The following is a 23,642-nucleotide window of genomic DNA, read 5'->3' as shown; positions in this document are numbered from 1 at the left end:
GCGGTCGATTGTGAGGAAAAACCCGCCGCCGCGCGACCCGGCGGGCACGGGCCGACAATCGGCCGGCTCCCCCTGCTCACCTGTCGCTCCCATGCTCGATTCCGCCCTCCCCGTGCTCTATTCGTTCCGTCGCTGCCCCTATGCGATGCGGGCCCGGCTCGCGCTGGTGGCGGGCGAACAGCGCTGCGAACTGCGCGAGGTCGAACTCAAGCGCAAGCCCGCCGAGATGCTCGCGGCCTCGCCCAAGGGCACGGTGCCCGTGCTGGTGCTCGACGGCGGCGCGGCGGTGCTGGAGCAGAGCCTGGACGTGATGCTGTGGGCGCTGCACCGCCACGATCCGCTGCGCTGGCTCGCGCCGGAGCGCGGCACGCTCGACGACCTGCTCACACTGGTCGCCGCCTGCGACAACGACTTCAAGCCGCTGCTCGACCGCTACAAGTACCCGGCGCGCCACCCTGCATCGGAAGGATCGGCGCGCGACGACGGGGCGCGCTTCCTGCAAGGGCTCGAAGACAGGCTGGCGATGTCGGCGCAACTGGCCGGCGCCCACGCCACGCTGGCCGACGCGGCGCTCATGCCCTTCGTGCGCCAGTTCGCGATGGTCGATCAAGTCTGGTTCGACGCGCAGCCCTGGCCACGCCTTCAGGCCTGGCTGGCGGGCTGGACTGCGTCGGAACTGTTCACGCGCGCCATGCCCAAGTACGCGCCCTGGCAGGCGGGTGAGCCGGGCGTGCGCTTTCCGCCCGACTGATCAGTACACGTCGCGCCGGTAGCGGCCCTCGGCGATGAGCGCGTCCATGCCGCTCTCGCCCAGCACCTCGGTCAGCGCCGCATCCACGCCCGGGGCCATGCCTTCGAGGCTGCCGCAGACGAAGACGATCGCGCCGTCCTCGTCCACCCACTGCTTCAGCGCTTCGGCGGCCTCGCGCAGGCGGTCCTGCACGTACACGCGCTGGGCCTGGTCGCGCGAGTAGACGAAATCGGCGCGCGCCACGAGGCCGCCGGCCTGCCATGCGGCGACCTCGTCCACCCCGAAACCGTCGTGCGCGGCCTGCCGCTCACCGAACACCAGCCAGTTGCGGCCGTGCCCGCGGCGTGCGCGTTCGCGCAGCAGCGCGCGCAGGCCCGCGAAGCCCGAGCCGTTGCCGATGAAGATGCAGGGCCGCGCATCGTCGGGCAGCGCGAAGCCCGGGTTGGCGACAAGGCGCAGCGCGAGTTCCGCGCCCATCGGTGCGCCCACCGTGAGCCAGCCCGAGGCCACGCCCAGGCCGTTGTCGTGCCGTGCCTGCCGCACCAGCAACTGGACCGCGCCATCGGACGGAATCGACGCGACCGAGTAGCTGCGCGGCGCGGGCGCCGGCGCGCCGTCGTCGTGCATCTGGCGCGGTACGATCTCGACCAGTGCGCCGGGCGCCCAGTTCATCGCATCGCTACCTTCAGCACGCCGCAGTTCAATCTCGAACAGCGGATCGCCCTGGCTGCCCGCATTGAGCAGGCGTCGGCCGTCGAGCCGCCAGGCTTCGAAAGCCGGTGCGATCGACGCAGGCCACGCGGCCTCGCGCACCCCGAAGGTCTCGCCCAGCGCGTCGTGCCAACGTGCGAGCGCCAGCGGGTCTTCGCCGTCCACCTCGATCATCGGGAACAGCGGTTGCGCGCCCTGGTTGTGCAGGTCGTGGTCGAGCTTGCGACCGAAGCCGCAGAAGGTCGCGTAGTGGCTGTCGCCGAGCGCGAGCAGGCCGTAGCGCAGATGGCGCAAGCCCGGGCCGCCTTGCCGCGCGAACGCACGGGCGAAGGCACGCGCGCTGTCGGGCGGCTCGCCTTCGCCGAAGCTGCTCGCCACCCACAGCACCTGCCGGAAATGCAGCAGCGCATCGACATTCAACGCGGACACGGGCCGCACCACCGCCGCGACACCGGCGGCCTGCAGCGCGCTGGCCGTCTGCAGCGCGAGGCGCTCGGCATGGCCGGTCTGGCTCGCGAAGGCGACCAGCACCTGGCCCGCATCGCCCGCCGTGGCGGGCACGGCGGCCGCATCGAGCAACGCGCGCTCGGCGCGCACGGCCTTCGCGGTGCGGCGGCGGCCAAGGTACATCATCCAGCCGCTGACCGCGAACAGCGCGAGCCCCAGGCTGGTGAGCATCATCACGATGCGCCCCGGCAGGCCCCAGTAGGTGCCCATGTGCAGCGGGTAGATGCTGTTCACGAGCCGGCCCGCGAGCGGCTTGTCGGCGTAGCGTTCGTGGCGCAGCGTCTCGCCGGTCGCGGCATGCAGGTACAGGCGGTTGCGCGCGCGCTCGTGCTCGGGGTTCGTGCGCAGGTAGTTGGCCTCGACCTGCGCGCCGTTGCGCGCGGGCAGCCGCAGCGTGACCTGCGTCCAGTCGCCGCGCGTGGTGTCGGTGAATGCTTGCCAGACGCGCGCCAGCTCGAGCGTCGCCGGGGAATCGGCCGGCGCGCGTTCGGTGCGCACCACGCGCGCCTCGCCGGCCGCGCCGTCGACCACCTGGCGCAGCGCGTCGAAGGCCCAGTACATGCCGGTGCTGGTCGACACCACGTAGGCCAGCAGTGCGATCGTGCCGACCACCGCATGCAGGTTCCACAGGAAGGCGCGTCCGCGCAGCGCGAAGTCGATGCGCAGCCACTGGCGCCACGCGAAGGGTCGGCGCGGCCAGCGCAGGTACAGGCCCGACAGCGCGAGCAGCAGCAACAGGCCCGCCAGCGAACCGGTGATGGGCTTGCCGTCGTCGCGCGGCAACAGCAGCCAGCGGTGCAGTTCTTCGACGAACTCGAAGAAGTGCTCGCCCACGGGATCGGGCAGCAGCGCGCCGGTGGCGGCATCGACGAAGCGCGTCTCGCCGCGCCGTTCGCCGGGCGGCGGCGCAAAGCCGACGCGCGCGGGGCGCCCGGGCTCGGTGAACACGGTGAGCGACGCGATGCGGCGCCCCGGCGACTGTGCCTGCAGGCGCTCGAGCAGCGCAGGCGGCGCCAGCGGCGCGGCCAAGGCCGCCGGGATCGGGTTCAGCAGGTCGGTGATCTCGGCGCGGAACGACAGCGTCGCGCCGCTCAGGCCGATGACGACCAGCACGCTGCCCGCCGTGATGCCGATGAACCAATGGATCTGGAACCAGACGCGACGCAACAAGGCCATGGAAAACGAGGAACGAAAGGAAGAAGAAAAAGAAACGAAGTCCGGAGCGCTCGGCGTCGATCACGGCTGCAGCAGGGATTATCAATGAGAGAAATTCTCATTTGATAGCAGTTTCCAGTCGCGCACGCCCCTGGCATCGCCTCCAGAGCGTTCCATTTCGAAACGCCAATGAGGGAGGAAATTCATGACTGCCCATGAGAAAGCGGCGGCTCGTGGGCTTTGTGTTGCTGTTGGCGAGCGTCAGCGTCGTCGTGACGATGCTGATTTTCCTGCGATGAGCTGACGTTTCCCGAGAAGGCTCTTGTCGTCTGCCAACACGAGCCGCCCCCTCCGCCTCCGCTATCCCTTCATCGTCGCAGCCGACGCCCGCTGGATGCACTCAATGAAATGCTGCGCCGCCGGCGTCGACGGCTGCCCTCGCCGGCGCACCACGCACACGTTCAGCACCGGCAGCGTCTCGCGCACCTCGACACGCCGGATGCCGTGGCGCTTGAAGCTGAGCCCTGCGAGTGGCTCGACGAAGAGGCCGATCAGGTCCATGTGGCCCACCAGCGCGAGCGCCACGGTGACCGAGTGGCCCTGCAGCACGCGCGCGGGCGGCGACAAGCCGAGCGGCGTGAACAGCGGCGCCACGGCGTTGGTGCCGCCATGGTCGTCGCCCGGCAGGACCCACTCGGCGGCATAGAGGTCCTGCAGCGAGCGCGCATTGCGCAGCGGATGGCGCTCGCGCAGGCCGACCACGAGCTGCACCGGAAACAGCGCCAGCGCCTCGAACTGCGGATCGAGCGTGCCGGGCACGATGTGCGCCACCGCAAAGTCGAGGTACCCGTCGCGCAGCCGCGCGAGCATCCATGGCAGCACGGCCTCGCTGAACTGCACGTCGACCGCGGGCAGGCGCGTGTGGAAGTCCTTGAAGGCGGCAGGCAGCACCGTCAGCGCGAACGAGGCGCTCACGGCCAGCGAGACGGAGCCGGTGGCGCCGTCGCGGATCTGCGCGATCTCGTCGCGGGCGCGTTCCATGTCGGCCAGCAGCAGCCGCGCGCGCGGCGCAAAGGCCAGGCCGAACTGCGTGAGCCGCACGCCTTTCACACTGCGCTCCACCAGCGGCGCGCCGACCTCGCGCTCCAGCTCGCGCACGATCTTGGTCACGGCCGGTTGCGAGATGCCGAGCACGCGCGCGGCGGCGCGGATGCTCATCTGCTCGACCACGGCCACGAAGGCATGCAACTGATTGGGCTTCATCGCTGGAGTGACAACCAAAAGTTATCGTTAACGCCCAATTATTGTCTTTTCATGACAGCACCGAGTCTCTAGCATCCGCCGCGGTCCAGGCCCGACGGCCTGCGCTATCGAGCCACACCCAGGAGACACATGAACACCCGCGCTTCCCAGCCCTCGGCCCCATCGGCCTTGGCGCCTTCATCGCCCGCACGCCGGCGCCAGACCATCGTGGCCACGACCATCGGCAACGGCCTGGAGTTCTTCGATTTCACGGTCTACGGCTTTCTCGCGCTGGTGATCGGCAAGCTGTTCTTCCCGACCTTCAGTTCCTACGGCCAGCTGCTGCTGACGGTGGCGAGCTTCGGCGTGGGCTTCATCATGCGGCCGCTCGGCGGCATCGTGATCGGCGCGTACGCCGACCGCGCGGGCCGCAAGAAGGCCATGACGCTCACGATCTTCCTGATGGCGCTGGGCTGCGCGCTGATCGCCTTCACGCCGACCTACGCGAGCATCGGCGTCGCAGCGCCGGTCGTGATCGTGCTGGCGCGCCTGATCCAGGGCTTCTCTGCCGGCGGCGAGGTGGGCGCCTCGACCACGCTGCTGGTAGAGCACGCCACGCCGGCCAACCGCGGCTACATGGCGAGCTGGCAGTTCGCGAGCCAGGGCCTGGGCGTGATGCTCGGCGCCGTGGTGGTGGGCGCGCTCACCTTCTCGCTCACGCCCGAGGCGATGCAAAGCTGGGGCTGGCGCGTGCCCTTCGTGCTCGGCATGCTGATCGCGCCGGTGGGCATGTACATCCGCCGCCACCTGGAAGAGTCGCTGCACATCGCGCCCGAAGACGCGAAGGCGCCGCGCGAAAGCAGCCTGAAGATCGTCTGCACACAGCACGGCAGGACGGTGCTGGCCGCCATCCTCGCGCTGGTGGGCGGCACCACGGCGGCGTACGTGGTCACCTTCTATATGCCGACCTACGCGGTGCGCGAACTCGGCCTGACGCCCTCGGTGGCGCTGTTCGGCGCGGCGCTCACGGGCCTGCTGTCGTTCGCGCTCGCGCCGCTCGTGGGCAAGTGGTCGGACATCGTGGGCCGCAAGACGCTCATCCTGTGGAGCCGCATCGTGATGGCGATCCTGATCTACCCAGGCTTCCTGTGGCTCAACGCCTCGCCGACGCCCGGGGTGCTGTTCACCGTGCTCGGCGTGCTGAGCATCGGCCTGGTGGTGCAGACGGTGCCGGGCATCACGATGCTGCCGGAGATGTTTCCCAAGCGCGTGCGCGCGAGTGGCATGTCGCTGGTCTACAGCGTCGGCGTGGCGCTCTTCGGCGGCTTCGCGCCCTTCATCAGCACCTGGCTGGTCAACGCCACCGGCAGCAAGCTCGCGCCGGCCTGGTACCTGGTGGCGATGACGCTGGTGTCGCTGCTCGGCCTGCTTTGGTTGCGCGACCACACCGGCCGCGACATTGACGCGGCCAACGCGCACGCGCCGGCCTGATACCGTCTTCCTCCTTCCCGCCTTCATGCACAGGAATCTTCCCGCCATGTCCCAGCCTGCCACCGCCGCCACGCGCCATTTCTCGGGCACGTACGTCGAAGCCCGCGCCAAGTTCCTCGAAGCCGCCGCGGCGCGCGGCGCCACCATCGAGTCGTTCGTGCACCCGACGCACCGCGGCGCGCTCGGCGAAGAACTCGCCACCGACGTCGCGCTGATCGGCGCGGCCGATGCCAGGAAGGTGCTGCTCGTCACCTCGGGCACACACGGCCCCGAGGGCTTCTGCGGCTCGGGCACGCAGGTCGCCACGCTGAACGACGCCGACCTGCTCGCGCGCCTCGAACGCGCGGGCGTCGCGCTGCTGCTGGTGCATGCGGTGAACCCGCACGGCTTCTCGCACCTGCACCGCACCAACGAAGACAACATCGACCTGAACCGCAACCACATCGACTTCAGCGCACCGCTGCCAGTGAACGCCGAGTACGCCGACGTGGAGCCGCTGGTGCTGCCCGCCAGCTGGCCGCCGACGCCTGCCGACGACGCGGCGGTGGCCGCCTACATCGCCACGCACGGCATGACCGCCTTCCGCGCGGCCGTCACGCGCGGGCAGTACACCTCGCCCGACGGCCTGTTCTACGGCGGCACGGCGCCGTCGTGGAGCAACCGCACCATCCGCGCCATCTTGCGCGGCTATGCAGCCTCGGCCACGCACCTGGGCTGGATCGACGTGCACACGGGCCTGGGCCCCTACGGCCACGGCGAAAAGATCTACCCGGGCCGCAACACGCCCGAAGACCTCGCGCTGGCCCATGCCTGGTGGGGCGCCGACGTGTTCGCGCCCTTCGCGGGCGACTCGGCCTCGGCCGACGTGTCGGGCCCCGTGATCTCGACCGCGTACGACGAATGCCCGAACGCGCGCGTCGCGCCCATGGGCCTGGAGTTCGGCACGCTGCCCGACCTGGAAGTGCTCGAGCGCCTGCGCGCCGACACCTGGCTGCGCCGTCATCCCGAGGCGCCCGAAGCGCAGAAACGCGAGATCCGTCGCCGCCTGCGCGACGCGTTCTACTGCGACAACGACGAGTGGAAAGGCATGGTGCTGGGGCAGACGCGCGTCGTGCTCCTTCAGACGTTGCAGGGGCTGAGCAAGGCCTGAGACGGCGGGCTTCGGCTCAGCCGAAGTTCGGCGCGCGCTTCTCGCGCAGCGAGGCCACGCCTTCGCGCACGTCGGCGCCCGCGAAGCCCATGAACTCCAGCGCCAGCGAGGCGTCGAAGGTCGGCCCGGCCTGGCGCAGCCAGTTGTTCAGCGCGTACTTGGTGTAGCGGATCGCGCTCTGGCTGCAGGCCGCGAGGCGGTCGGCGATCTCGTAGGCGCGCGGCAGCAGGTCGGCCTCGTCCACGGCCAGCGACACCAGGCCGATGCGCTCGGCCTCCTCGCCGCTCACCGGCTCGCACAGCAGCAGGTGGTACTTGGCCTTGGCCATGCCGCACAACAGCGGCCACACGATGGCCGCATGGTCGCCCGCCGCCACGCCCAGGCGCGTGTGGCCGTCGACGATCTTCGCGTTCTTGCTCGCGATGGAAATGTCGGCCAGCAGGCCCGCCACCAGCCCCGCACCCACGGCCGGGCCGTGCATGGCGCTCACGATGGGCTTGTCGCAGTTGATGAGGTTGTAGACCAGGTCGCGCGCCTCCTTCCAGACGCGCTGGCGCACGGCGTCGTCGGTGGTCATGTCCTGCACCATGCCCAGGTCGCCGCCGCCCGAAAAGCCCATGCCCTCGCCGCGCAGCACGGCGCAGCGCACCGTGTCGTCGGCCGCGATGTCGCGCCAGATCTCGGCCAGCTCGCGGTGGCCGTCATGCCCGGCCGTGGGCAGCTTGCCGTTGGCGGCGCGCATCTGGATGTCGAGCACCGCGCCGTTCGCGCCGCGGCGCGTGAGGGCGAGGGTCTGGTAGCGGGTGTAGTCCATGCGTGTGTCTCCGCCCCGCACGCACGGCCATGGCGCGGGGACTTCGTTCGATGAGAGGAAGGACGAAAGGCCGGAGGCCTATTTTTGCGCGGCCAGCTCGCGGCACCGCTTCAGGTTCGCGTCGAAACGCGGCGCCAAGCCCGGCTCGCAGGCGTCGGCGGCGGGAGTGAGCTTGCACATGCCGACCACCGCGTAGTCCATGACGGCCGCGGTGCACATCGGGTAGGCGGCCAGGTCGGGGTTGGCCTTGGCCTTGAAACCCCAGCGCTCGGAGAACTGCACCGTGCGCGTCATCGCGCCGAAGAAGAAGCTGCGGTCCTTCGTGGCGACGGCCGCGTCCATGCGCGGCAGTTCCTCGTTGAGGTAGCCGACCGCGTCCAGCGGAAAGCCGGCAGGATCGGGCTGCGGTTGCGCAAGGGCCGTGGCAGCCCCCAGGGCCAGCCAGGCGCCCGCGCAGGCGCGTCGAAACGGGGAGAGGAAGACGGGACCAGTGGGCAGGAGGCGGTGTGGCATGGCCTGCGATTTTGCAACGTTTGGACGCATTTTTGCGTGCCAACCGATGCGCGCACGCGACGTTTTGAGGCCGGCTGCGGCTTGCCCGCGCGGCGCGGGACAATGGCCGCTTCCGTTTTCCTTGCAAAGACCCCCATGGCCCGACGCCCCCAACGACAGCTGCGCACCATCGAGCGCGGCATCCTCTGCCTCCTGATCGGCGCCGCCGTGCTGCTGGGGCCGCGCTTCCTGCAGGGCTCGCGCTGGTTCGACATGGTGGCCGGCGCGTACCTCGTCGGCTGGTTCGCACTCGCGCTGGGGGTGGCGCTGGTCGGCGTCGGCCTGTTCCAGCGCGGCAAGCCGGACCGCTGAGGCCCGCCCGCAAGGTCAGAAGGCGTTCACACCTTCTTAGTGCGCCGCTTTCTTGCCGCGCAGCTTTGCGACGAGTTCCACCACGGCCAGCACGATGGCGCCGGCCACGATGCCGACGGCCGCGTTGACGCCCATCGAGCCCAGCGTGCCGACCACGCCGCCCGTGGCCTTGGCCCAGTCTTCGACCGCATGGCCGAACGCCGGTACGCCGTGCACCAGGATGCCGCCGCCCACGAGGAACATGGCGGCCGTGCCGGCCACCGACAGGCCCTTCATGAGCCACGGCGCCGCCGCCAGGATGCCGCGCCCCAGGCCGCGCGCCGCCGCGCTGGTGCGCTGGCTCAGATACAGGCCCGCGTCATCGAGCTTCACGATGCCGGCCACGAGGCCGTAGACGCCGATCGTCATGATCAGCGCGATGCCGACCAGCACGGTGAGCTGTGTCATGAAAGGCTGGCCCTGCACGGTGCCCAGCGTGATGGCGATGATTTCGGCCGAGAGGATGAAGTCGGTGCGCACGGCGCCCTTGATCTTGTCCTTCTCGACCGCGACCACGTCGACCGTGGTGTCGGCCACGGCCTGCTGGTGGCGCGCCGTGTCGGCCTCGTGCTCCTTCTTGTGCAGGAACTTGTGGGCCAGCTTCTCGAAGCCCTCGAAGCACAGGAACGCGCCGCCCACCATGAGCAGCGGCGTCACCAGCCAGGGCAGCCAGGTGCCGATGGCCAATGCGGCCGGCACCAGGATCGCCTTGTTGACGAGGGAGCCCTTGCACACCGCCCACACCACCGGCAGCTCGCGCTCGGTGCGCACGCCGGTGACCTGCTGCGCGTTCAGCGCGAGGTCGTCGCCAAGCACTCCAGCGGTCTTCTTTGCGGCAACCTTGGTGAGGACGGAGACGTCATCGAGCACGGTGGCGATGTCGTCGAGCAGCAGGAGCAGGCTGGTGGCCATGGCGAAAGTCAGGCTGTGGAAGAAGCGGCGAGCTTATCCGCAGCCGGTGGCCGCGCCGGGGAAGACCGTACGCGGCATCCGGGGGTGGATCAGTCCACGGCCCGCTTCAGGCGGATTTCTTCGACGCGCACGGTGCCCAGCGCGGTGGTCTTGGCGGTCTTCATCTCGCGCTTGAAGCCGGCGAGTTCGTGGAAGCGCATGGCGCGGTCGTTGCGCAGCGGCACCCAGATGGTGACGGTGGTGCAGCCTTCTTCGGCCAGGCCTTCGCGGGCGGCGTCCCACAGGGCCACGCCGGCGCCCTTGCCCCAGTGCTCGGGCTTGACGTAGATGGCCCAGATCTCGCCCGTGGTGGGCGGCGTCTTGGGGTCGCGCGAGCGGTCGAAGCCCACGAAGCCGACGATCTCGCCGCCGTGCGTCACCACATGGACCTGCGGTTCGCTGAATTCGATGGCCTCGCGCCACTTGGCCTCGCGCGAGGCGGGGGCCAGCACGCGCAGGTCGTCCTCGGACAGGATGCCTTCGTAGGCAGCCTTGGCGGACAGGGCATGGACTTCGGCGACGGCCTTGGCGTCGCGCATCGTGGCGGGGCGAACTTCGTAATCGGACATGAAAGCGGAAAAACGTGTGGAACCGGCTATTGTCGCCGCACCGCTAAACTGCCTGCTGCATCCGCACGCATCAACTGGAGAAAGTACATGGCCAAGGGTCAGCAACGCACCAACAAGGAAGCAAAGAAACCGAAGAAGGACACTTCGCCGCCGAAGGCCCCCACCGGCGGCATCGAGCCCGTGCGCACCGTCACCACGGCGGTGATTCCGCGCGGCAAGCTCAAGAACAAGTGACCGACGTCCCCGCGCCCGCCCCCCAGCCGGCGCAGCCGCGCAACCCGCTGCACGGCCTCACGCTGGAGGCCATCGTGACCGCGCTGGCCGACTACTACGGCTGGGAGCAGCTGGGGCACCTGGTGCCGATCCGCTGCTTCATCAGCGAGCCCAGCGTGGGTTCCAGCCTCAAGTTCCTGCGCAAGACGCCCTGGGCACGCGACAAGGTCGAAAGCCTGTACCTCTTCATGCTGCGCGAGCAACGCCGCGAACAGCAGCAGCAATCCCCTCAAGAACCTCCCGTGCGATGAAGGTCCGCCTCGAACCGTCGGGCCTTGAATTCGAGGCCGAGGCGGGCGTCACGCTGCTGCATGCGGCGGAGGCGGCGGGCATCGAACTGCCCAGTTCGTGCCGCAACGGCACCTGCCGCACCTGCATCTGCCAGCGGCTTTCAGGCGAGAGCCGCCACCTCATCGAATGGCCGGGCCTGAGCTTCGACGAAAAGATCGACTGCTGGATTCTTCCGTGCGTGGCCGAGGCGACGAGCGACCTCACGCTCGACACGCCGCAGGCGCGCGCCCTCTTCGACTGACGATCAGGACCGCGCCGAAGCCGGCGCCGCCACCACCATCCGGTCGCGCTGCGCCAGCGACGGGAACAGTCGGAACCACGCCAGCGCCACCACCATCGTCCCCACGCCACCGAGCACCACCGAGCCGACCGGCCCCAGCAGCGCCGCCGTGGCGCCCGATTCGAACTCGCCGAGCTGGTTGCTCGCCCCGATGAAGATCGAGTTGACCGCGCTCACGCGCCCGCGCATGGCGTCGGGCGTTTCCAGCTGCACCAGCGTCTGGCGGATCACGACGTTGACCATGTCGGCGCCTCCCGACACCGCGAGCGCGATGAGCGAGACGAGAAAGCTCCTCGACAGCCCGAACACCACCATGCACAGCCCGAACGCGCCCACCGCCAGCAGCAGCGTGCGCCCGACCTTGCGCTCGACCGGCCGGCGTGTGAGCGCAATCGACATCACCAGCGCACCCACCGCCGGTGCGCTGCGCAACAGGCCCAGGCCCCAGGGGCCGGTGTGCAGGATGTCCTTGGCATAGATCGGCAGCAGCGCCACCGCGCCGCCCAGCAGCACCGCGAACAGGTCGAGCGACACCGCGCCGAGCACCGGCTTGCGCAGCCAGATGAAATTGACGCCCGCGAACACCGTGGCCAGGGTGACCGGCTCGCGCACGGCCGGTGCGTGGTCGTAGCGCAACCGCAGCACCAGCACGCAGGCGATCACGAAGCACAGCACGCTCGCACCGTAAACCACCGCCATGCCCGCCACGAACAGCAGTCCGCCGAGCGCGGGCCCCCCGATGATCGCGCCCTGCATGCCGGCCGAGCTGAACGCCATCGCGCGCGACAGCAGCAGCGGCGGCACCAGCAGCGGCGTGAGCGCCTGCTGGGCCGGCATCTGGAAGGCGCGCACCGCGCCGAGCACCAGCGACAGGCCGAGCAGCAGCGCGCGCGTGTCGTTCTTGTGCAGCACCGCGAACAGCAGCGCCAGCGCCACCGTGCCCTGCACCGCGAAGCACACGGCCACGATGCGGGCGCGGTGGTGGCGGTCCACCACGTGGCCGGCCAGCAGCGCCAGCAGCAGCGCGGGCACGAACTGGTACAGCCCGACCAGGCCCAGGTCCCACGCGCTGCCGGTGAGCTCGTACATGTGCCAGCCGATGGCCACGAGCATCATCTGCGAGGCCGCGGTGCCGAACAGGCGCGCCACCCACAGCTGCATGAAGGGGCGCTCGCGCCTCAGGTCGGAGAAAGAAGGAGGCGAGGAAGAAGCGGCACCGGGCATATCGGTCGAGGATAGCCCAGCCTTCTTCCGGCTTTCTGAGCCTCTCTACACTCGCTGTCCCCATGACCGTTTCACCGCCCGACCTGCTCCCCGTTCACGAAGACGCCCACCTGCTGGTGCTCGACAAGCCCGCCGGCCTGCTGTGCGTGCCCGGCCGCGGCGAGGACAAGCAGGACTGCCTGAGCGCGCGCGCGCAGCGCCAGTGGCCCGACGCGCTCATCGTGCACCGGCTCGACATGGGCACCAGCGGCCTCGTGGTGATGGCGCGCGGCTTGAAGATGCAGCGCGCGCTGAGCGCGGCCTTTGCCGACCGCGAGGTACACAAGCGCTACGAAGCCGTGGTCGATGGCGTGATGCCGCAGCGCGAAGACTGGTCGGTCATCGACGCCCCGCTGATGGCCGACTGGCCGCGCCGGCCACTGCAGAAGATCGACCCCGCGGGCAAGCCCAGCCTCACGCGCTGGCGCGCATTGGCCAGCGGACCCGCTGCGACGCACGTGCTGCTGGAGCCGCTCACCGGCCGCTCACACCAGTTGCGGGTTCACCTGCTGTCGATCGGGCATCCGATCCTGGGCGACGCGCTGTACGGCGACGCGGCACTGCAGGCACGCGCGCCGCGCCTGCTGCTGCATGCCAGGGAGTTGGGGTTCGTGCATCCCGCGACGCGGGAGGCGTTGCACTTCGAACGTGCGGCGGGGTTTGCTGCGGAGTTTCTCAGCGGCCCTTGACGACGAGCACCGGCATGGTGGCGTCCTGCAGCACGCGCTGCGTCACGCTGCCCAGCAGCAGTTTCTCGATGCCGCTGCGGCCGTGCGAACCCATCACGATCAGGTCGGCCGCGATGGCGATGGCGGTGTCCACGATGCCTTCGTGCACCACATGGCCGTCGATCACGCGCTGGTCGCTGTGCAGGCCTTCGGCCGCCAGGGCGGCCACGCCGCGTGCGAGCGCCGCATTGGCGCTGGCGGTGGCCGCCGCGAGGTATTCGTTCTGGCCAAGCGCATAGTCTGCGCCCACGCCGATGAAGGGGTAGTTGTCGATCACGTGGATCAGCGTGATGCGGCTGCCGAATGCCAGGGCAAGACCGCTGGCCTTGCTGACCGCGAGCATGGAAGTTTCGGAGCCGTCGATGGGGACCAGGATGTGATTGAACATGGCGGGACCTCGCTTAGCGTTCGCAGACAGACAGACTGACGGACCGGGTTCGCACCGGGTCGGTCGGGCCCCGAATTTAACCGCTATGCAGAACCCGCCCTGTAGGACTCCGACCAGCGAAGTCCGCAGGCGTCTCAATCCCCCTGGAAACCCTCAGACCGGCAGGTGACCACGAGCGTGTCGCGCCACCCGTCGCCCCCCTCTTCCAGCGGCTGGATCGGCGTCGATTCGTGGATCACGCGTGCATCGTCGAGCAACAGCAGCGTCCACGGTTCGGTCATGGTGAAGCGCTCGCCGCGCCGGCCGTTGGCCTCGAACACGCGCGTCTCGCCGCCCTTGATGCCCTGGCGTCCGATCAGCACCACCGCCACCAGGTCGACGCCGTCGCGGTGCGCGCCTTCGGGCGTCGGGCGGCCGATGCCGCCGGCGGTGTCGATGCGGAACTGGTGCGCTTCCACGAACCAGCGCTGCGGTGCGCCGCGCATGTCGCTGCTGACCTGGCCGAGTTGCTGCATCAGCCGCTGCCACGCGGGCTGCGCCACCGTGGCGTCGAGCATCGGCGCAAACCAGCGCTGCATGCCGCCGTGCAGCGCGTTGTATTCGACCGGCTGCCAGTGCGCGCGGTGCGGCACCTGCGCCAGCGTGGCGTCGGCATCGACCGTGAAGCAGGCGTGGCGCCGCGTGCGGTAGCGGCCACCGTCCTTCAGGTACTCGTCGGGCGGCAGGTCGTTCCAGTCGGCGTGCAGCGCCTCGAGCTGCGCCAGCGGCACGCCGAGCCATTCGCACACGCCCTGCGGACTCAGCACCGCGTAGCCGTGCTCGCGCAACGCGCCTGCCAGTTCGGCTGGCGGCGTGAACGGGGGAGCGAAGGCGGCGGTGCTCACTGGGCGCTGACCTTCACGTCCTTCCAGAACGCGACGCGGTCACGGATTTCTTCGGCTTCGGGCTTCGGATCGGGGTAGTACCAGGCGGCGTCGGCATGCAGTTCGCCGTTGACCAGCAGCGAGTAGTAGTTCGCCGAGCCCTTCCACGGGCAGGTGGTCTTGTGGTTGCTGAAGGTGACGACGTCGCGATTGAGCGAACTCATCGGGAAGTAGTGATTGCCTTCGACGAGCACGGTGTCGTCGCTTTCGGCGATGGTGACGCCGTTCCAGGTTGCTTTCATGGGATCGATCTCCGGGGGAGGTGCAAAGTGCCGATGCCGCGTTGCGCGCTCGGGACAACGGCTATTGTGACGCTGGCGCGGCACGTTTTCCTTGCGCCGGGTCATCCCGGCCCGATGCCGGCAGGGTTTCCGTGCCGGCACCGGGCGTGCAAACCCGAGCGCACGACGCGGTTTTGCCCTTGCCGACTTGCGGCAGGCACGTCGATGTGGTCCGCTTCCTCTTCCCTCCGACTCTCCTTCTCAAGGCCTGTGCGCCCTGCCAGCCTGAGACACCACCCATGCCACTGAAACTCCAAGACCCGACCCTGCTGCGCCAGCAGGCCTGCATCGCCGGCGCCTGGGTGAATGCCGACAACGGCACCACCGTCGCCGTCACCAACCCCGCCACCGGCGAGCACATCGGCACCGTGCCGATGTGCGGCACCGAGGAAACCGTGCGCGCCATCGCCGCCGCCGAAAAGGCCCAGAAAGCCTGGGCCAAGGTGCCCGCCAAGGAACGCTCGGCCATCCTGCGCAAGCTCAACGACCTGATGCTCGCGAACGTGGACGACCTCGCATTGATCATGACCACCGAGCAGGGCAAGCCCCTGGCCGAGAGCCGCGGCGAGATCGCCTACGCCGCCTCGTTCATCGAGTGGTTCGCCGAAGAAGCGCGCCGCGTGTACGGCGACACCATTCCCGCGCCGCAGGCCGATCGCCGCATCCTCGCGCTGAAGCAGCCCGTGGGCGTTACCGCGGCCATCACGCCCTGGAACTTCCCCACCGCCATGCTCACGCGCAAGGCCGGGCCCGCACTCGCGGCCGGTTGCGCGATGGTCGTGAAGCCGGCCACGCAGACGCCGTTCTCGGCGCTGGCCTTTGCCGTGCTCGCCGAACGCGCGGGCGTACCGAAGGGGCTGCTGTCGGTGCTCACCGGCTCGGCCAGCCAGATCGGCGGCGAGATGACGCGCAGCCCCATCGTGCGCAAGCTCACCTTCACCGGCTCGACCGAGGTGGGCCGCACGCTCATGAAGCAGTCGGCCGACACCATCAAGAAGCTGTCGCTCGAACTCGGCGGCAACGCGCCCTTCATCGTGTTCGACGATGCCGATGTGGATGCCGCTGTCGAAGGCGCGATGGTCTCCAAGTACCGCAACACCGGCCAGACCTGCGTGTGCGCCAACCGCCTCTACGTGCAGCGCGGCGTGCTCGAAGCCTTCACGCAGAAGCTCGTGGCCAAGGTCAACGCGCTGAAGGTCGGCAACGGCACCGAGGCTGGCGTCAACCAGGGCCCGCTGATCGACGCCAAGGCGGTCGAGAAGATCGAGGAACACGTGGCCGACGCCGTCGCCAAGGGCGGCACCGTGCTCGCGGGCGGCAAGCGCCATGCGCTGGGCGGCCTGTTCTACGAGCCGACCGTGATCGCCGGCGCCACGCCCGACATGCTGTTCGCGCGCGAGGAAACCTTCGGCCCGCTGGCGCCGATCTTCGCGTTCGACACCGAGGCCGAGGCCGTCGCCGCGGCCAACGACACCGAATTCGGCCTGGCCGCGTACTTCTACAGCCGCGACATCGGCCGCATCATGCGCGTGGCCGAAGCGCTCGAATCGGGCATCGTGGGCGTGAACACCGGGCTGGTGTCAACCGCGGAAGCGCCCTTTGGCGGCGTCAAGCAATCGGGGTTGGGGCGCGAGGGCTCGAAGTACGGGCTCGACGACTTCCTCGAAGTGAAGTACGTATGCCTCGCGGGGTTGGACACCTGAGCGTTGGTCAGCTCACCAGCCAGTGCACGCTGAACAGCCGCTCGGGGTCGGTCCATACCGCCCCGACGCGGAAGCCCGCGCGCACCGCGAGACTCTGCAGACCTTCGACCGTGAACTTGTGCGAGTACTCGGTGTGGATGGTCTCGCCTTCCTCGAACGAGAACTGCTCGCCGCGCATCTGCACGCTCTGCGCGCGCCGGCTCACGAGGTGCATCTCGATACGGCGCATCGGCGCGTTGTAGAAGGCAGCGTGCGAGAAACCGTCGAGGTCGAAATCAGCCGACAACTCGGCGTTCGCGCGCCGCAGCAGGTTGAGGTTGAACGCCGCCGTCACGCCCTGCGCATCGTTGTAGGCCGCGTGCAACCGGTCGGCGTCTTTCACGAGGTCGACACCGATGAGCAGGCCGCCGCCGCGCAGCATGCGCGCCGCGAGCTGCAGGAACGCCAGCGCCTCGTCGGGCTCGAAGTTGCCGATGGTCGAGCCCGGGAAGAAGCCCACACGCCGGCCCGCCCCGGCCAGGGGCGCGGGCAGCACGAGCGGCATCGTGTAGTCGGCCGCGATGGGCTGCACCGCGAGCGCCGGGTAGTCGGCCTTCAGGCGCGCTGCCGCGGCTTCGAGGTGCTCGCCGGAAATGTCGATCGGCAGATAGCGCTTCGGTGACTCGAGCGCATCGAGCAGCAGCCGCACCTTGGTGAGCGAGCCGGCGCCGAACTCGACGATCTCGGCGTTCGGCCCGATCTGCGCGGCGATCTCGCCGGCGCAGGCGCCCAGGATGCCCAGCTCGGTGCGCGTGGGGTAGTACTCGGGCAGCTCGCAGATGCGGTCGAACAGCTGCGAGCCAGCCACGTCATAGAAGAACTTGGGCGAGATGTGGCGCGGCGTGCGCGCCAGGCCGGCCTGCATGGCGCGGCCGAACTCGGACCACGGCGCGGCGTCGGGCGTGCTTGCTTCATCCTCCCGTTGCAGGTGGTTGGCGAGGGCAAACGAAGAGGTCGTGGGATTGCGCATGGTGCTCGGCTCCATCGAGGTCGGTCAAAGGTCTTTCGCGAGCCGCAGCCCCGAGAACTGCCAGCGTGCCGCCGGCGGAAAGAAATTGCGGTAGCTCGGCCGCGTGTGGCCGGCCGGCGTCGCCACACTGCCACCGCGCAGCACCAGCTGGCCCACCATGAACTTGCCGTTGTATTCGGCCGCGATGCCGGGCAGCGGACGAAAGCCCGGGTACGGGTCGTACGACGAACGCGTCCATTGCCAGACGTGGCCGCTCATCTGCGCGATGCCGGGCGCGTCGAAGGCGGCCTCCCATTCGAACTCGGTCGGCAGCCGCGCGCCGGCCCATTCGGCGTACGCGGCGGCCTCGTAGAAGCTCAGTTGCGCCACGGGTGCATCGGCCTCCATCGACCGCACGCCGTGCAGGCCGAACACCTGCCAGCCACCGGGCGCGGCATGGCCGCCGCCTGCACCCAAGGTGGCGATGCGCGGATCGTCGGCTTCGAGCCAGTAGGCCGGATGGCGCCAGCCCTGCGCCTGCACTGCGGCCCATCCGTCCGAGAGCCACAGCTCGGGCCGACGGTAGCCGCCGTCAGCGATGAACTGCGCGTAGTCGCCGCAGTTCACCAGCCGGTCGGCGATGGCGTAGGGGCGCAGCATGGCGGTGTGGCGCGGTGTCTCGTTGTCGAAGCAGAAACCATCGCCTGCATGGCCGACCTCGACCATGCCGCCCGGCCGCTCCAGCCAGCGCACTTGCGCAGGCACCGCGGCCAGCCGCAGCGCGGGACCGCTCGCAGGCTTGTAGGCCGGCAGCAGCGGGTTGCACGACAGCGCATGCAGGATGTCGGTGAGCAGCAGCTCCTGGTGCTGCTGCTCGTGGTTCAGGCCGAGCGCGACGATGGGCTCGATGGCCGCCCAGTCGAGCGGCTCCGGTGCCGCGAGCAGCGCAAGCACCGCTTCGTCGACGTGGCGGCGGTAGGCATGCACTTCGTCGAGCGGCGGCCGCGTGAGCAGCCCTCGCTGCGGCCGCGGATGGCGCGGCCCGAGCGCCTCGTAGTAGGAGTTGAAAAGGTAATGGAAGCGCGCATCGAACGGCCGATAGTCCGCCGCATGCGGCTGCAGCAGCACGGTCTCGAAGAACCAGGTGGTGTGCGCCAGGTGCCACTTGGTCGGGCTGGCGTCGGGCATCGACTGGATGCACTGGTCCTCGGCGGACAGCGGTGCGGCGAGCGCCAGGCTGGCGGCGCGCACCGTGCGAAATCGCTCGCGCAAGGCGTTCGCCTCGGGGGCGATCGGCCGGGAAAACGTCATGGGGTCTCCAGTTGGAAGGTGTGAATGAATCCGCCGTGTCCGAGCAGCCCGCGCAGGCGTGTGCCATCAAGGCGCAAAGCGCAGTCGCAGCGCGGGCTGCGACGAGCATTTGCAACGCAGAGGGCGCGCGTCTGCGCGGGATGAGCGGGCATGGCGGGTTCGTTCACACCTTCTCAGGTCAACGGGAAGTTGTAGCCCATACCGGTGACAGGGTCACGTAGGACAAGACGCCGCCGCCTCGCCGCCGCAAGAGCCCGTCCCGCGTGCAATCGCCCCCGGACCGCTGCGTATGATTCGAACGATGCAAACCCCCTCTGCTTCGACCAGGCCCCACGTTGTCATCATCGGCTGCGGCTTCGGCGGACTCGAGGCAGCGCGCAAGCTGCAGCGGGCCGACGTCGATGTGACGGTGATCGACAAGACCAACCACCACCTGTTCCAGCCCCTGCTCTACCAGGTGGCGACCGCCGGGCTCGCGGCGCCGTCGATCGCGGCGCCGGTGCGCGCGCTGTTTCGCAAGCAGACCAACGTGACCACGCTGCTGGCCGAGGTGAGGGGCATCGACCCGGCCACCCGCAACGTCCAGCTGGCCGACGGCAGCCTTGTGGCCTACGACCACCTGATCGTTGCGGCCGGTGCCACGCACAGCTACTTCGGCCATGACGAGTGGGCGCCCGCCGCGCCAGGGCTGAAGACGCTGGCCGACGCCTTCGAGATCCGCCGCCGCGTGCTGATGTCCTTCGAGACGGCCGAGACCACCACCGACCCCGAGCGCCGCCGCGCGCTGCTCACCTTCGTGGTGATCGGCGCCGGCCCGACCGGTGTCGAGATGGCCGGCACGCTGGCCGAGATCGCCAAGCACACGCTCGCGGGCGAGTTCCGCCGCATCGACCCCGGCAGCGCGCAGATATTGCTGGTCGAGGGCGGCCCGCGCGTGCTGCAGGCCATGCCCGAAAGCCTGAGCCAGAAGGCGCTCGAACAACTCGAAAGGCTCGGCGTGGAAGTGCGGCTGAACGCGCGTGTCACCGCCATCGACGGCGCCGGCCTCGAAGTGCAGACCGGCGGCGGCCCCGACGGCGCGCCGCTGCAGAGCTACCGCATTCCGAGCAGTTGCGTGGTGTGGGCGGCTGGCGTTGCAGCTTCGCCGCTGGGCCGGATGCTCGGCAACGCGACGGGCGTCGACTGCGACCGCGCAGGCCGCATCAAGGTCGAGCCCGACCTGAGCCTGGCGGGCCACCCCGAGATCAGCGTGGTCGGCGACCTCGCCGCCGCCATGAGCCACGTGCCCGGCAAGCCGCCCAAGCCGGTACCCGGCGTGTCGCCCGGCGCCAAGCAGGCCGGCCGCGCGGCCGCGGCGAACATCCTGCGCCGCCTGGCGGGCCAGCCCACGGTACCGTTCCGCTACGCCGACTACGGCAACCTGGCCACCATCGGCCGCAACTCGGCGGTGGTCGACCTGGGCACGCCCTTCGGTCCGCTGCGCTTCAGCGGCCGGCCGGCGTGGCTGTTCTGGCTGTTCGCGCACGCGTACTTCCTCATCGGCTTTCGCAACCGCGTCGTCGTGATGTGGGACTGGGCCAGCGCCTACTGGAGCTTCCAGCGCAACGCGCGCGTGGTGGCCGACGTGCAGGGCCGCAGCGAGTCATAGGCGCGCACGCCCACGCCGCGCGATGACGTTGCTCTGGTGGGTCGTCTTTCATGCGCTCGATGCGCTGTTCTGGCTCTGGATCCTGCGCTGGGGCGGCGCGGCCTGGCTCGAAGGCACGTTTCTCTCGGGCTTCCTCGTGAGCATCTTCGCGCCACGCTGGGGCGCCGAGGGCCTGCGCATGTTCGCGCTGCTGATGCTGGTGGTGTGCGCCATCAGCTTCGTGTGGGGGCTGCTCATGCCCGAGGTGCGCTGCTGGTACTCGGGCCACTGCTGACCCGTTGAATCGCGACGCCTCGTCAGGCGCTCATGACAAGGGTTCGAAGCGCACATCGCCCCACGGATGCAAACCACCGTTGTTGTGGTGGTTGCGCGGCGGCTCCCGCCGCTCGCGTCGCCAGTCCCACGGCGGTGTCGGCGCCGTGTCGGCCCACAGGCCCAGGTGCTGCGCGCGTGCCGTGGCCTCGAGCCGGAACAGGTCGCCACCGCGCTTCTTCGCGATGCCGTGGTAGTCGTACACCCAGGCCCAGCCCTCGGCCACCATGCGGCGGCCCGCGTCTTCGCCGTTGCAGCGCACGTCGGCCACGGTGCGGCCGTAGCGGTCGATGTCGCGCTCGGTGATGACGGCCTTCTCGGCGTAGCACAGGCGGCTCAGCGCCTGGCGGCTGCGTTGGCCATAGGGCTGCGCTTTCTCGGGCGCGTCGATCGCGGCAATGCGCACCTTGACCTGTTCGTACGCGCCGCTGCGGCCGCAGCGCGCGGTGAGCGTGTCGCCATCGCTCACGCCGACGACGAGGCAGGTGCGCGGCGACGCGGCGTGGCTCAGCAACGGGATGGAAAGACCGAGGAAAAGAAGCAGGAAGACGGGGCGAAAGCGCATGCGGAAAGGGAACGGAACACGGGGCCGGGAATGGCCGACGATTCTCGGTGCGAAGTGAACGCGCCGCCCTGCGGAATGCATTTGTTTTCGTCTTCGCTGATGACGCTAGCGCAAGGCCAGCACCAGCACGAGCCCCGCACCACCCACCACGGCCGCAGCCCCCGCGCCCCAGGCCACCGCACGCGGCCGGTACGGCAACAGCAGCGCCACCGGCAAGGCTCCCGCCGACAGAAAGCCCAGCCACGCGACCAGTCCAACGGTCCGGCCCCACGCCATCATGCAAGGCGCGACGGCCGCGACCAGCAAGACAGCGCCGATCATGCGCAAAGCCGTGCGCCGACGCGCCGGCACTTCACGCCCTCGCGTGAGTTGCTCGTGGTGCCGGTCCATGGCAAAGCTCAGGCTCGCCATGCCTGCATACGCCAGCGCAAAGCCGAGCAACGAAGCCCACACCGTCGTCATCGCGCCCCCCTTTGCAGCAGATGACGCAGCGTGCCCAGCGCCGCAAGGCCGCAGGCCACGGCGCCCAGCTCGACGCCGAGGCTTTCCCAATCACTGCGCAGCAGCTGCGCCAGCAGGTGATCGCCCGTGGTCACGAAATTGAGTCCCGGCAGCAGCAGGCACAGCGCGGCCAATGCACCCAGCTGTTCGCGCCACGCGCGCGCCGGCTGCCGCACGAAGGCATGCACCAGCGCCATCGCCCACAGCGCGAAGAAGACCTGCAGCTCGCGCTCGGCGCGATGCCCGATGCCCACCGGCACCAATCGGTTGGCCCACAGGTAGCCCACGCAGGCGATGGCCAGTCCGGCGATGGCCGCCACGTTCAGCGCTTCGATCAACCGATAGACCCGCGCGGTCGCGCCGCCGAACTCGCCCAGATGCTTCTGGCGGCGCTTCACGATGAACAGCACCGCGCCCGAACCCATCATCGCGGTGCCCGCGAGGCCGCACAAAAAGTAGAGCCACTTCATCGGCCAGCCGCCGAAGGTGACCATGTGCAGCCCGCCCATGGCCGACTGCGCGGTCATGGCCGCGCCGCCGTGCGCGGCGCCCGGCAGGCGCACGCGCTGCACCTCGCCGGTGGCGGCCGAGAACTGCACCATGCCGGTGGTGGCCGCGCTGAGCCGGCGCAGCGAGTCGTCGTCGCCGTTCCATCCGTACACGCCGATGCGCGCGCCCGCGTCGCCCGGCTGGTCGATGACGACCGCGCGCACGGGCTGGCCCATGCGCTCCTGGCCGCGCGCGGCGAACGGTTCGAGCACAGGCACGGGCATCGCGCGGCCGGTGGCGACGGGGTTTTCGCTGTCACTCAGCTCCGACATGAAGCGCATCTGCGCCGCCGGGCCCGTGCCGTAGTGCAGCACCTTGGGGGCCGGCATGAAGCTGGTGCCCGAGATCACGAGGCCGGTGTAGGCGATCATGAACTGGAAGGGCAGCGTCAGCACCGCCACGGCGTTGTGCGCGTCGAGCCAGCTGCGCTGGCCCTTCCTGGGCCGGAAGGTGAAGAAGTCCTTGAAGATGCGCTTGTGCGTGATGACACCCGACACCAGCGCGACCAGCATCGCCATCGTGGCGATGCCGACGATCCACAGGCCGACGGTGCCGGCATGCAGCTCGTAGTGAAAGTCGACGAAGTGGTGGCCGCCAAGCGTGGCGCGTGCCGCGTGGCCGGGCTCCTCGTTCAGCGGCTTGCCGGTGACGGGGTCAAGCGTGACGCCCACGTACTGCCGGTTGGCATCGAACCAGAACACGCGCAGTTCGCCGCCGCCCTGCGCGTGCGAAGGCCACAGCTCCCACATCGGGGCGCCCGGGTGGTGCTCGGCCATGTAGGCCATGCCCCAGGCCAGGCGCTGCGCGCGGTCTGCGGTGGGCTCGCCCTTCTGCTTCTCCTTCTTCGCCGCTGCAGCGGCTTCCTCGGCGTGGTGCTCCGGCGTCATCCAGTGGCTGATGGGCTCGTCGAACACCGCCAGCGTGCCAGTGAGGAACACCGCGAACAGCAGCCACGAGAACCACAAGCCGCACCAGGTGTGCAGCCAGGCCTGGGCCTGGCGGAAACTGGCCTGCGACGGTGCGCTGGTTGCCTGCGCGCTCATGCCCCGCCTCCCGCGCCGTGCAGCACGAAACCAAGTCCGGCCAGCACCACGGCCGGCAGCAGCAGGCCGGCCCAGGCGCGGCGCAGTGACACGGGCGCGAACGCCCAGATCACGGCCAGGGTGTAGACCGCAAAGCTGAACTGCATGCCCCCGAGCACAGCCTCTGCGCGGCCGGACGGCAGGACGGCGGCCAGGAAGATGGCAACGGCCGAGGCCAGCGCGTAGCCGCCGAACACGGCGGCCGCGACGCGGGACACGAGGCGCAGGACGGGAGAAAGAGAGGAGAAGGAGGACGACGTGCGGGTGTTCATCGGGGTCGGAAAAACCGGGCGCGAATTGCGCCCACCCCTA

27 protein-coding genes are annotated in these 23,642 nt (G+C 69.7%); 11 read left to right on the top strand and 16 right to left on the bottom strand.

Translation table 11 applies throughout. The annotated features are described in order from the left end of the window. Window positions 1-91 precede the first annotated feature (91 nt). Window positions 92-751, top strand: a complete 660-nt coding sequence (locus ASD34_RS15785) for a glutathione S-transferase (RefSeq protein WP_056579320.1) — start codon at window positions 92-94, stop codon at window positions 749-751. Here the strand turns inward: ASD34_RS15785 and ASD34_RS15780 are convergent, their stop codons facing one another. Both ASD34_RS15780 and ASD34_RS15775 read right to left on the bottom strand, forming a co-directional pair. Then, window positions 752-3,145: a PepSY domain-containing protein gene (locus ASD34_RS15780; RefSeq protein WP_056579318.1), complete on the bottom strand. Its 2,394-nt coding sequence runs from the start codon at window positions 3,143-3,145 to the stop codon at window positions 752-754. 339 nt (window positions 3,146-3,484) lie between these two features. Next, window positions 3,485-4,387 (bottom strand): LysR substrate-binding domain-containing protein, encoded by a 903-nt coding sequence (locus ASD34_RS15775; RefSeq protein ID WP_056579316.1) that lies wholly within the window; start codon window positions 4,385-4,387, stop codon window positions 3,485-3,487. A gap of 129 nt (window positions 4,388-4,516) precedes the next feature. Between ASD34_RS15775 and ASD34_RS15770 the strand changes: the two genes are divergently transcribed. Then, window positions 4,517-5,857: an MFS transporter gene (locus tag ASD34_RS15770; protein ID WP_056579314.1), complete on the top strand. Its 1,341-nt coding sequence runs from the start codon at window positions 4,517-4,519 to the stop codon at window positions 5,855-5,857. 46 nt (window positions 5,858-5,903) lie between these two features. Continuing rightward, complete coding sequence (locus ASD34_RS15765; protein WP_056579312.1) at window positions 5,904-7,007, top strand: M14 family metallopeptidase; 1,104 nt, start codon at window positions 5,904-5,906, stop codon at window positions 7,005-7,007. A 16-nt stretch (window positions 7,008-7,023) separates the two neighbouring features. Here ASD34_RS15765 and ASD34_RS15760 read toward each other — a convergent pair whose 3' ends face one another. Beyond that, window positions 7,024-7,821, bottom strand: a complete 798-nt coding sequence (locus ASD34_RS15760; RefSeq protein ID WP_056579311.1) for an enoyl-CoA hydratase/isomerase family protein — start codon at window positions 7,819-7,821, stop codon at window positions 7,024-7,026. A gap of 78 nt (window positions 7,822-7,899) precedes the next feature. Continuing rightward, on the bottom strand, window positions 7,900-8,334 hold the full coding sequence (locus ASD34_RS15755) for a hypothetical protein (protein ID WP_235510089.1): 435 nt from the start codon (window positions 8,332-8,334) through the stop codon (window positions 7,900-7,902). Between the two features lie 135 nt (window positions 8,335-8,469). Here ASD34_RS15755 and ASD34_RS15750 point away from each other — a divergent pair, with 135 nt between their 5' ends. Then, a complete protein-coding gene (locus ASD34_RS15750) occupies window positions 8,470-8,685 on the top strand; it encodes a hypothetical protein (protein ID WP_056579309.1) in 216 nt (71 codons plus the stop codon). Between the two features lie 36 nt (window positions 8,686-8,721). On the opposite strand, the gene ASD34_RS15745 is transcribed toward ASD34_RS15750, so the two are convergent. Together ASD34_RS15745 and ASD34_RS15740 are read right to left on the bottom strand one after the other, a co-directional pair. Beyond that, a complete protein-coding gene (locus tag ASD34_RS15745) occupies window positions 8,722-9,636 on the bottom strand; it encodes a DUF808 domain-containing protein (RefSeq protein ID WP_056579308.1) in 915 nt (304 codons plus the stop codon). An 89-nt stretch (window positions 9,637-9,725) separates the two neighbouring features. Further along, window positions 9,726-10,244, bottom strand: a complete 519-nt coding sequence (locus ASD34_RS15740; RefSeq protein WP_056579306.1) for a GNAT family N-acetyltransferase — start codon at window positions 10,242-10,244, stop codon at window positions 9,726-9,728. An 87-nt stretch (window positions 10,245-10,331) separates the two neighbouring features. On the opposite strand from ASD34_RS15740, the gene ASD34_RS27910 reads away from it, so the two are divergent. From ASD34_RS27910 to ASD34_RS15730, 3 genes are read left to right on the top strand one after another with little or no spacing between them, the layout of a single operon-like run. Further along, a complete protein-coding gene (locus tag ASD34_RS27910; RefSeq protein ID WP_167395057.1) occupies window positions 10,332-10,478 on the top strand; it encodes a hypothetical protein in 147 nt (48 codons plus the stop codon). Then, entirely contained in the window at window positions 10,475-10,768 is a 294-nt protein-coding gene (locus ASD34_RS15735) for a VF530 family DNA-binding protein (RefSeq protein ID WP_056579304.1), read from the top strand. The genes ASD34_RS27910 and ASD34_RS15735 overlap by 4 nt, the downstream gene beginning before the upstream one ends. Then, on the top strand, window positions 10,765-11,049 hold the full coding sequence (locus ASD34_RS15730; RefSeq protein WP_056579302.1) for a 2Fe-2S iron-sulfur cluster-binding protein: 285 nt from the start codon (window positions 10,765-10,767) through the stop codon (window positions 11,047-11,049). The genes ASD34_RS15735 and ASD34_RS15730 overlap by 4 nt, the downstream gene beginning before the upstream one ends. A gap of 3 nt (window positions 11,050-11,052) precedes the next feature. Here ASD34_RS15730 and ASD34_RS15725 read toward each other — a convergent pair whose 3' ends face one another. Then, window positions 11,053-12,249, bottom strand: coding sequence for an MFS transporter (locus ASD34_RS15725; RefSeq protein WP_056579300.1), 1,197 nt, complete (start codon window positions 12,247-12,249; stop codon window positions 11,053-11,055). A 125-nt stretch (window positions 12,250-12,374) separates the two neighbouring features. On the opposite strand from ASD34_RS15725, the gene ASD34_RS15720 reads away from it, so the two are divergent. Further along, a complete protein-coding gene (locus ASD34_RS15720; protein WP_056579298.1) occupies window positions 12,375-13,040 on the top strand; it encodes an RluA family pseudouridine synthase in 666 nt (221 codons plus the stop codon). On the opposite strand, the gene ASD34_RS15715 is transcribed toward ASD34_RS15720, so the two are convergent. From ASD34_RS15715 to ASD34_RS15705, 3 genes are all read right to left on the bottom strand, one after another. Next, the gene (locus tag ASD34_RS15715; protein ID WP_056579296.1) at window positions 13,027-13,467 is read right to left on the bottom strand and encodes a universal stress protein; all 441 of its coding nucleotides are present in this window, start codon (window positions 13,465-13,467) and stop codon (window positions 13,027-13,029) included. The genes ASD34_RS15720 and ASD34_RS15715 overlap by 14 nt on opposite strands. A gap of 134 nt (window positions 13,468-13,601) precedes the next feature. After that, complete coding sequence (locus ASD34_RS15710) at window positions 13,602-14,351, bottom strand: 2OG-Fe dioxygenase family protein (protein ID WP_056579294.1); 750 nt, start codon at window positions 14,349-14,351, stop codon at window positions 13,602-13,604. After that, window positions 14,348-14,632, bottom strand: coding sequence for a DUF427 domain-containing protein (locus tag ASD34_RS15705; protein ID WP_056579293.1), 285 nt, complete (start codon window positions 14,630-14,632; stop codon window positions 14,348-14,350). Before ASD34_RS15705 ends, ASD34_RS15710 begins: the two co-directional genes overlap by 4 nt. A gap of 278 nt (window positions 14,633-14,910) precedes the next feature. On the opposite strand from ASD34_RS15705, the gene ASD34_RS15700 reads away from it, so the two are divergent. Continuing rightward, window positions 14,911-16,374 carry an NAD-dependent succinate-semialdehyde dehydrogenase gene (locus ASD34_RS15700; RefSeq protein ID WP_056579291.1) on the top strand — a complete coding sequence of 488 codons (1,464 nt, stop codon included), beginning with the start codon at window positions 14,911-14,913 and terminating at the stop codon, window positions 16,372-16,374. 7 nt (window positions 16,375-16,381) lie between these two features. Here the strand turns inward: ASD34_RS15700 and egtD are convergent, their stop codons facing one another. Beyond that, the gene (gene egtD, locus ASD34_RS15695) at window positions 16,382-17,383 is read right to left on the bottom strand and encodes an L-histidine N(alpha)-methyltransferase (protein WP_056582400.1); all 1,002 of its coding nucleotides are present in this window, start codon (window positions 17,381-17,383) and stop codon (window positions 16,382-16,384) included. A gap of 24 nt (window positions 17,384-17,407) precedes the next feature. Beyond that, window positions 17,408-18,673, bottom strand: a complete 1,266-nt coding sequence (gene egtB / locus ASD34_RS15690) for an ergothioneine biosynthesis protein EgtB (protein WP_056579289.1) — start codon at window positions 18,671-18,673, stop codon at window positions 17,408-17,410. 301 nt (window positions 18,674-18,974) lie between these two features. Between egtB and ASD34_RS15685 the strand changes: the two genes are divergently transcribed. Together ASD34_RS15685 and ASD34_RS15680 are read left to right on the top strand one after the other, a co-directional pair. Beyond that, on the top strand, window positions 18,975-20,321 hold the full coding sequence (locus ASD34_RS15685; protein ID WP_056579287.1) for an NAD(P)/FAD-dependent oxidoreductase: 1,347 nt from the start codon (window positions 18,975-18,977) through the stop codon (window positions 20,319-20,321). Between the two features lie 22 nt (window positions 20,322-20,343). Continuing rightward, complete coding sequence (locus ASD34_RS15680) at window positions 20,344-20,595, top strand: hypothetical protein (protein WP_056579285.1); 252 nt, start codon at window positions 20,344-20,346, stop codon at window positions 20,593-20,595. A 30-nt stretch (window positions 20,596-20,625) separates the two neighbouring features. Here ASD34_RS15680 and ASD34_RS15675 read toward each other — a convergent pair whose 3' ends face one another. The 4 genes from ASD34_RS15675 to ASD34_RS15660 form a co-directional block, all read right to left on the bottom strand. Further along, a complete protein-coding gene (locus ASD34_RS15675) occupies window positions 20,626-21,198 on the bottom strand; it encodes a thermonuclease family protein (protein ID WP_056579284.1) in 573 nt (190 codons plus the stop codon). 105 nt (window positions 21,199-21,303) lie between these two features. Next, window positions 21,304-21,660: a DUF3325 domain-containing protein gene (locus ASD34_RS15670; RefSeq protein ID WP_056579283.1), complete on the bottom strand. Its 357-nt coding sequence runs from the start codon at window positions 21,658-21,660 to the stop codon at window positions 21,304-21,306. After that, window positions 21,657-23,291: a PepSY-associated TM helix domain-containing protein gene (locus ASD34_RS15665; protein ID WP_056579281.1), complete on the bottom strand. Its 1,635-nt coding sequence runs from the start codon at window positions 23,289-23,291 to the stop codon at window positions 21,657-21,659. Before ASD34_RS15665 ends, ASD34_RS15670 begins: the two co-directional genes overlap by 4 nt. Continuing rightward, window positions 23,288-23,602 (bottom strand): DUF3649 domain-containing protein, encoded by a 315-nt coding sequence (locus tag ASD34_RS15660; RefSeq protein ID WP_056579279.1) that lies wholly within the window; start codon window positions 23,600-23,602, stop codon window positions 23,288-23,290. Before ASD34_RS15660 ends, ASD34_RS15665 begins: the two co-directional genes overlap by 4 nt. Window positions 23,603-23,642: the final 40 nt, after the last annotated feature.

This window comes from Variovorax sp. Root473 (assembly GCF_001426505.1).
Classification (GTDB): domain Bacteria; phylum Pseudomonadota; class Gammaproteobacteria; order Burkholderiales; family Burkholderiaceae_C; genus Variovorax.
This window is presented reverse-complemented; position numbering and strand designations above follow the sequence as displayed.

Excerpts from the sequence above, each read along its gene's own strand:
- ASD34_RS15675 (WP_056579284.1), bottom strand. The coding sequence starts at position 21,198 with ATGCGCTTTCGCCCCGTCTTCCTGCTTCTTTTCCTCGGTCTTTCCATC.
- ASD34_RS15785 (WP_056579320.1), top strand. The coding sequence starts at position 92 with ATGCTCGATTCCGCCCTCCCCGTGCTCTATTCGTTCCGTCGCTGCCCC.
- ASD34_RS15670 (WP_056579283.1), bottom strand. The coding sequence starts at position 21,660 with ATGACGACGGTGTGGGCTTCGTTGCTCGGCTTTGCGCTGGCGTATGCA.
- egtB (WP_056579289.1), bottom strand. The coding sequence starts at position 18,673 with ATGACGTTTTCCCGGCCGATCGCCCCCGAGGCGAACGCCTTGCGCGAG.
- ASD34_RS15770 (WP_056579314.1), top strand. The coding sequence starts at position 4,517 with ATGAACACCCGCGCTTCCCAGCCCTCGGCCCCATCGGCCTTGGCGCCT.
- ASD34_RS27910 (WP_167395057.1), top strand. The coding sequence starts at position 10,332 with ATGGCCAAGGGTCAGCAACGCACCAACAAGGAAGCAAAGAAACCGAAG.
- ASD34_RS15665 (WP_056579281.1), bottom strand. The coding sequence starts at position 23,291 with ATGAGCGCGCAGGCAACCAGCGCACCGTCGCAGGCCAGTTTCCGCCAG.
- ASD34_RS15660 (WP_056579279.1), bottom strand. The coding sequence starts at position 23,602 with ATGAACACCCGCACGTCGTCCTCCTTCTCCTCTCTTTCTCCCGTCCTG.
- ASD34_RS15740 (WP_056579306.1), bottom strand. The coding sequence starts at position 10,244 with ATGTCCGATTACGAAGTTCGCCCCGCCACGATGCGCGACGCCAAGGCC.
- ASD34_RS15715 (WP_056579296.1), bottom strand. The coding sequence starts at position 13,467 with ATGTTCAATCACATCCTGGTCCCCATCGACGGCTCCGAAACTTCCATG.
- ASD34_RS15755 (WP_235510089.1), bottom strand. The coding sequence starts at position 8,334 with ATGCCACACCGCCTCCTGCCCACTGGTCCCGTCTTCCTCTCCCCGTTT.
- ASD34_RS15775 (WP_056579316.1), bottom strand. The coding sequence starts at position 4,387 with ATGAAGCCCAATCAGTTGCATGCCTTCGTGGCCGTGGTCGAGCAGATG.
- ASD34_RS15700 (WP_056579291.1), top strand. The coding sequence starts at position 14,911 with ATGCCACTGAAACTCCAAGACCCGACCCTGCTGCGCCAGCAGGCCTGC.
- ASD34_RS15680 (WP_056579285.1), top strand. The coding sequence starts at position 20,344 with ATGACGTTGCTCTGGTGGGTCGTCTTTCATGCGCTCGATGCGCTGTTC.
- ASD34_RS15730 (WP_056579302.1), top strand. The coding sequence starts at position 10,765 with ATGAAGGTCCGCCTCGAACCGTCGGGCCTTGAATTCGAGGCCGAGGCG.
- ASD34_RS15725 (WP_056579300.1), bottom strand. The coding sequence starts at position 12,249 with ATGCAGCTGTGGGTGGCGCGCCTGTTCGGCACCGCGGCCTCGCAGATG.
- ASD34_RS15765 (WP_056579312.1), top strand. The coding sequence starts at position 5,904 with ATGTCCCAGCCTGCCACCGCCGCCACGCGCCATTTCTCGGGCACGTAC.
- egtD (WP_056582400.1), bottom strand. The coding sequence starts at position 17,383 with ATGCGCAATCCCACGACCTCTTCGTTTGCCCTCGCCAACCACCTGCAA.
- ASD34_RS15745 (WP_056579308.1), bottom strand. The coding sequence starts at position 9,636 with ATGGCCACCAGCCTGCTCCTGCTGCTCGACGACATCGCCACCGTGCTC.
- ASD34_RS15685 (WP_056579287.1), top strand. The coding sequence starts at position 18,975 with ATGCAAACCCCCTCTGCTTCGACCAGGCCCCACGTTGTCATCATCGGC.
- ASD34_RS15720 (WP_056579298.1), top strand. The coding sequence starts at position 12,375 with ATGACCGTTTCACCGCCCGACCTGCTCCCCGTTCACGAAGACGCCCAC.
- ASD34_RS15750 (WP_056579309.1), top strand. The coding sequence starts at position 8,470 with ATGGCCCGACGCCCCCAACGACAGCTGCGCACCATCGAGCGCGGCATC.
- ASD34_RS15780 (WP_056579318.1), bottom strand. The coding sequence starts at position 3,145 with ATGGCCTTGTTGCGTCGCGTCTGGTTCCAGATCCATTGGTTCATCGGC.
- ASD34_RS15760 (WP_056579311.1), bottom strand. The coding sequence starts at position 7,821 with ATGGACTACACCCGCTACCAGACCCTCGCCCTCACGCGCCGCGGCGCG.
- ASD34_RS15705 (WP_056579293.1), bottom strand. The coding sequence starts at position 14,632 with ATGAAAGCAACCTGGAACGGCGTCACCATCGCCGAAAGCGACGACACC.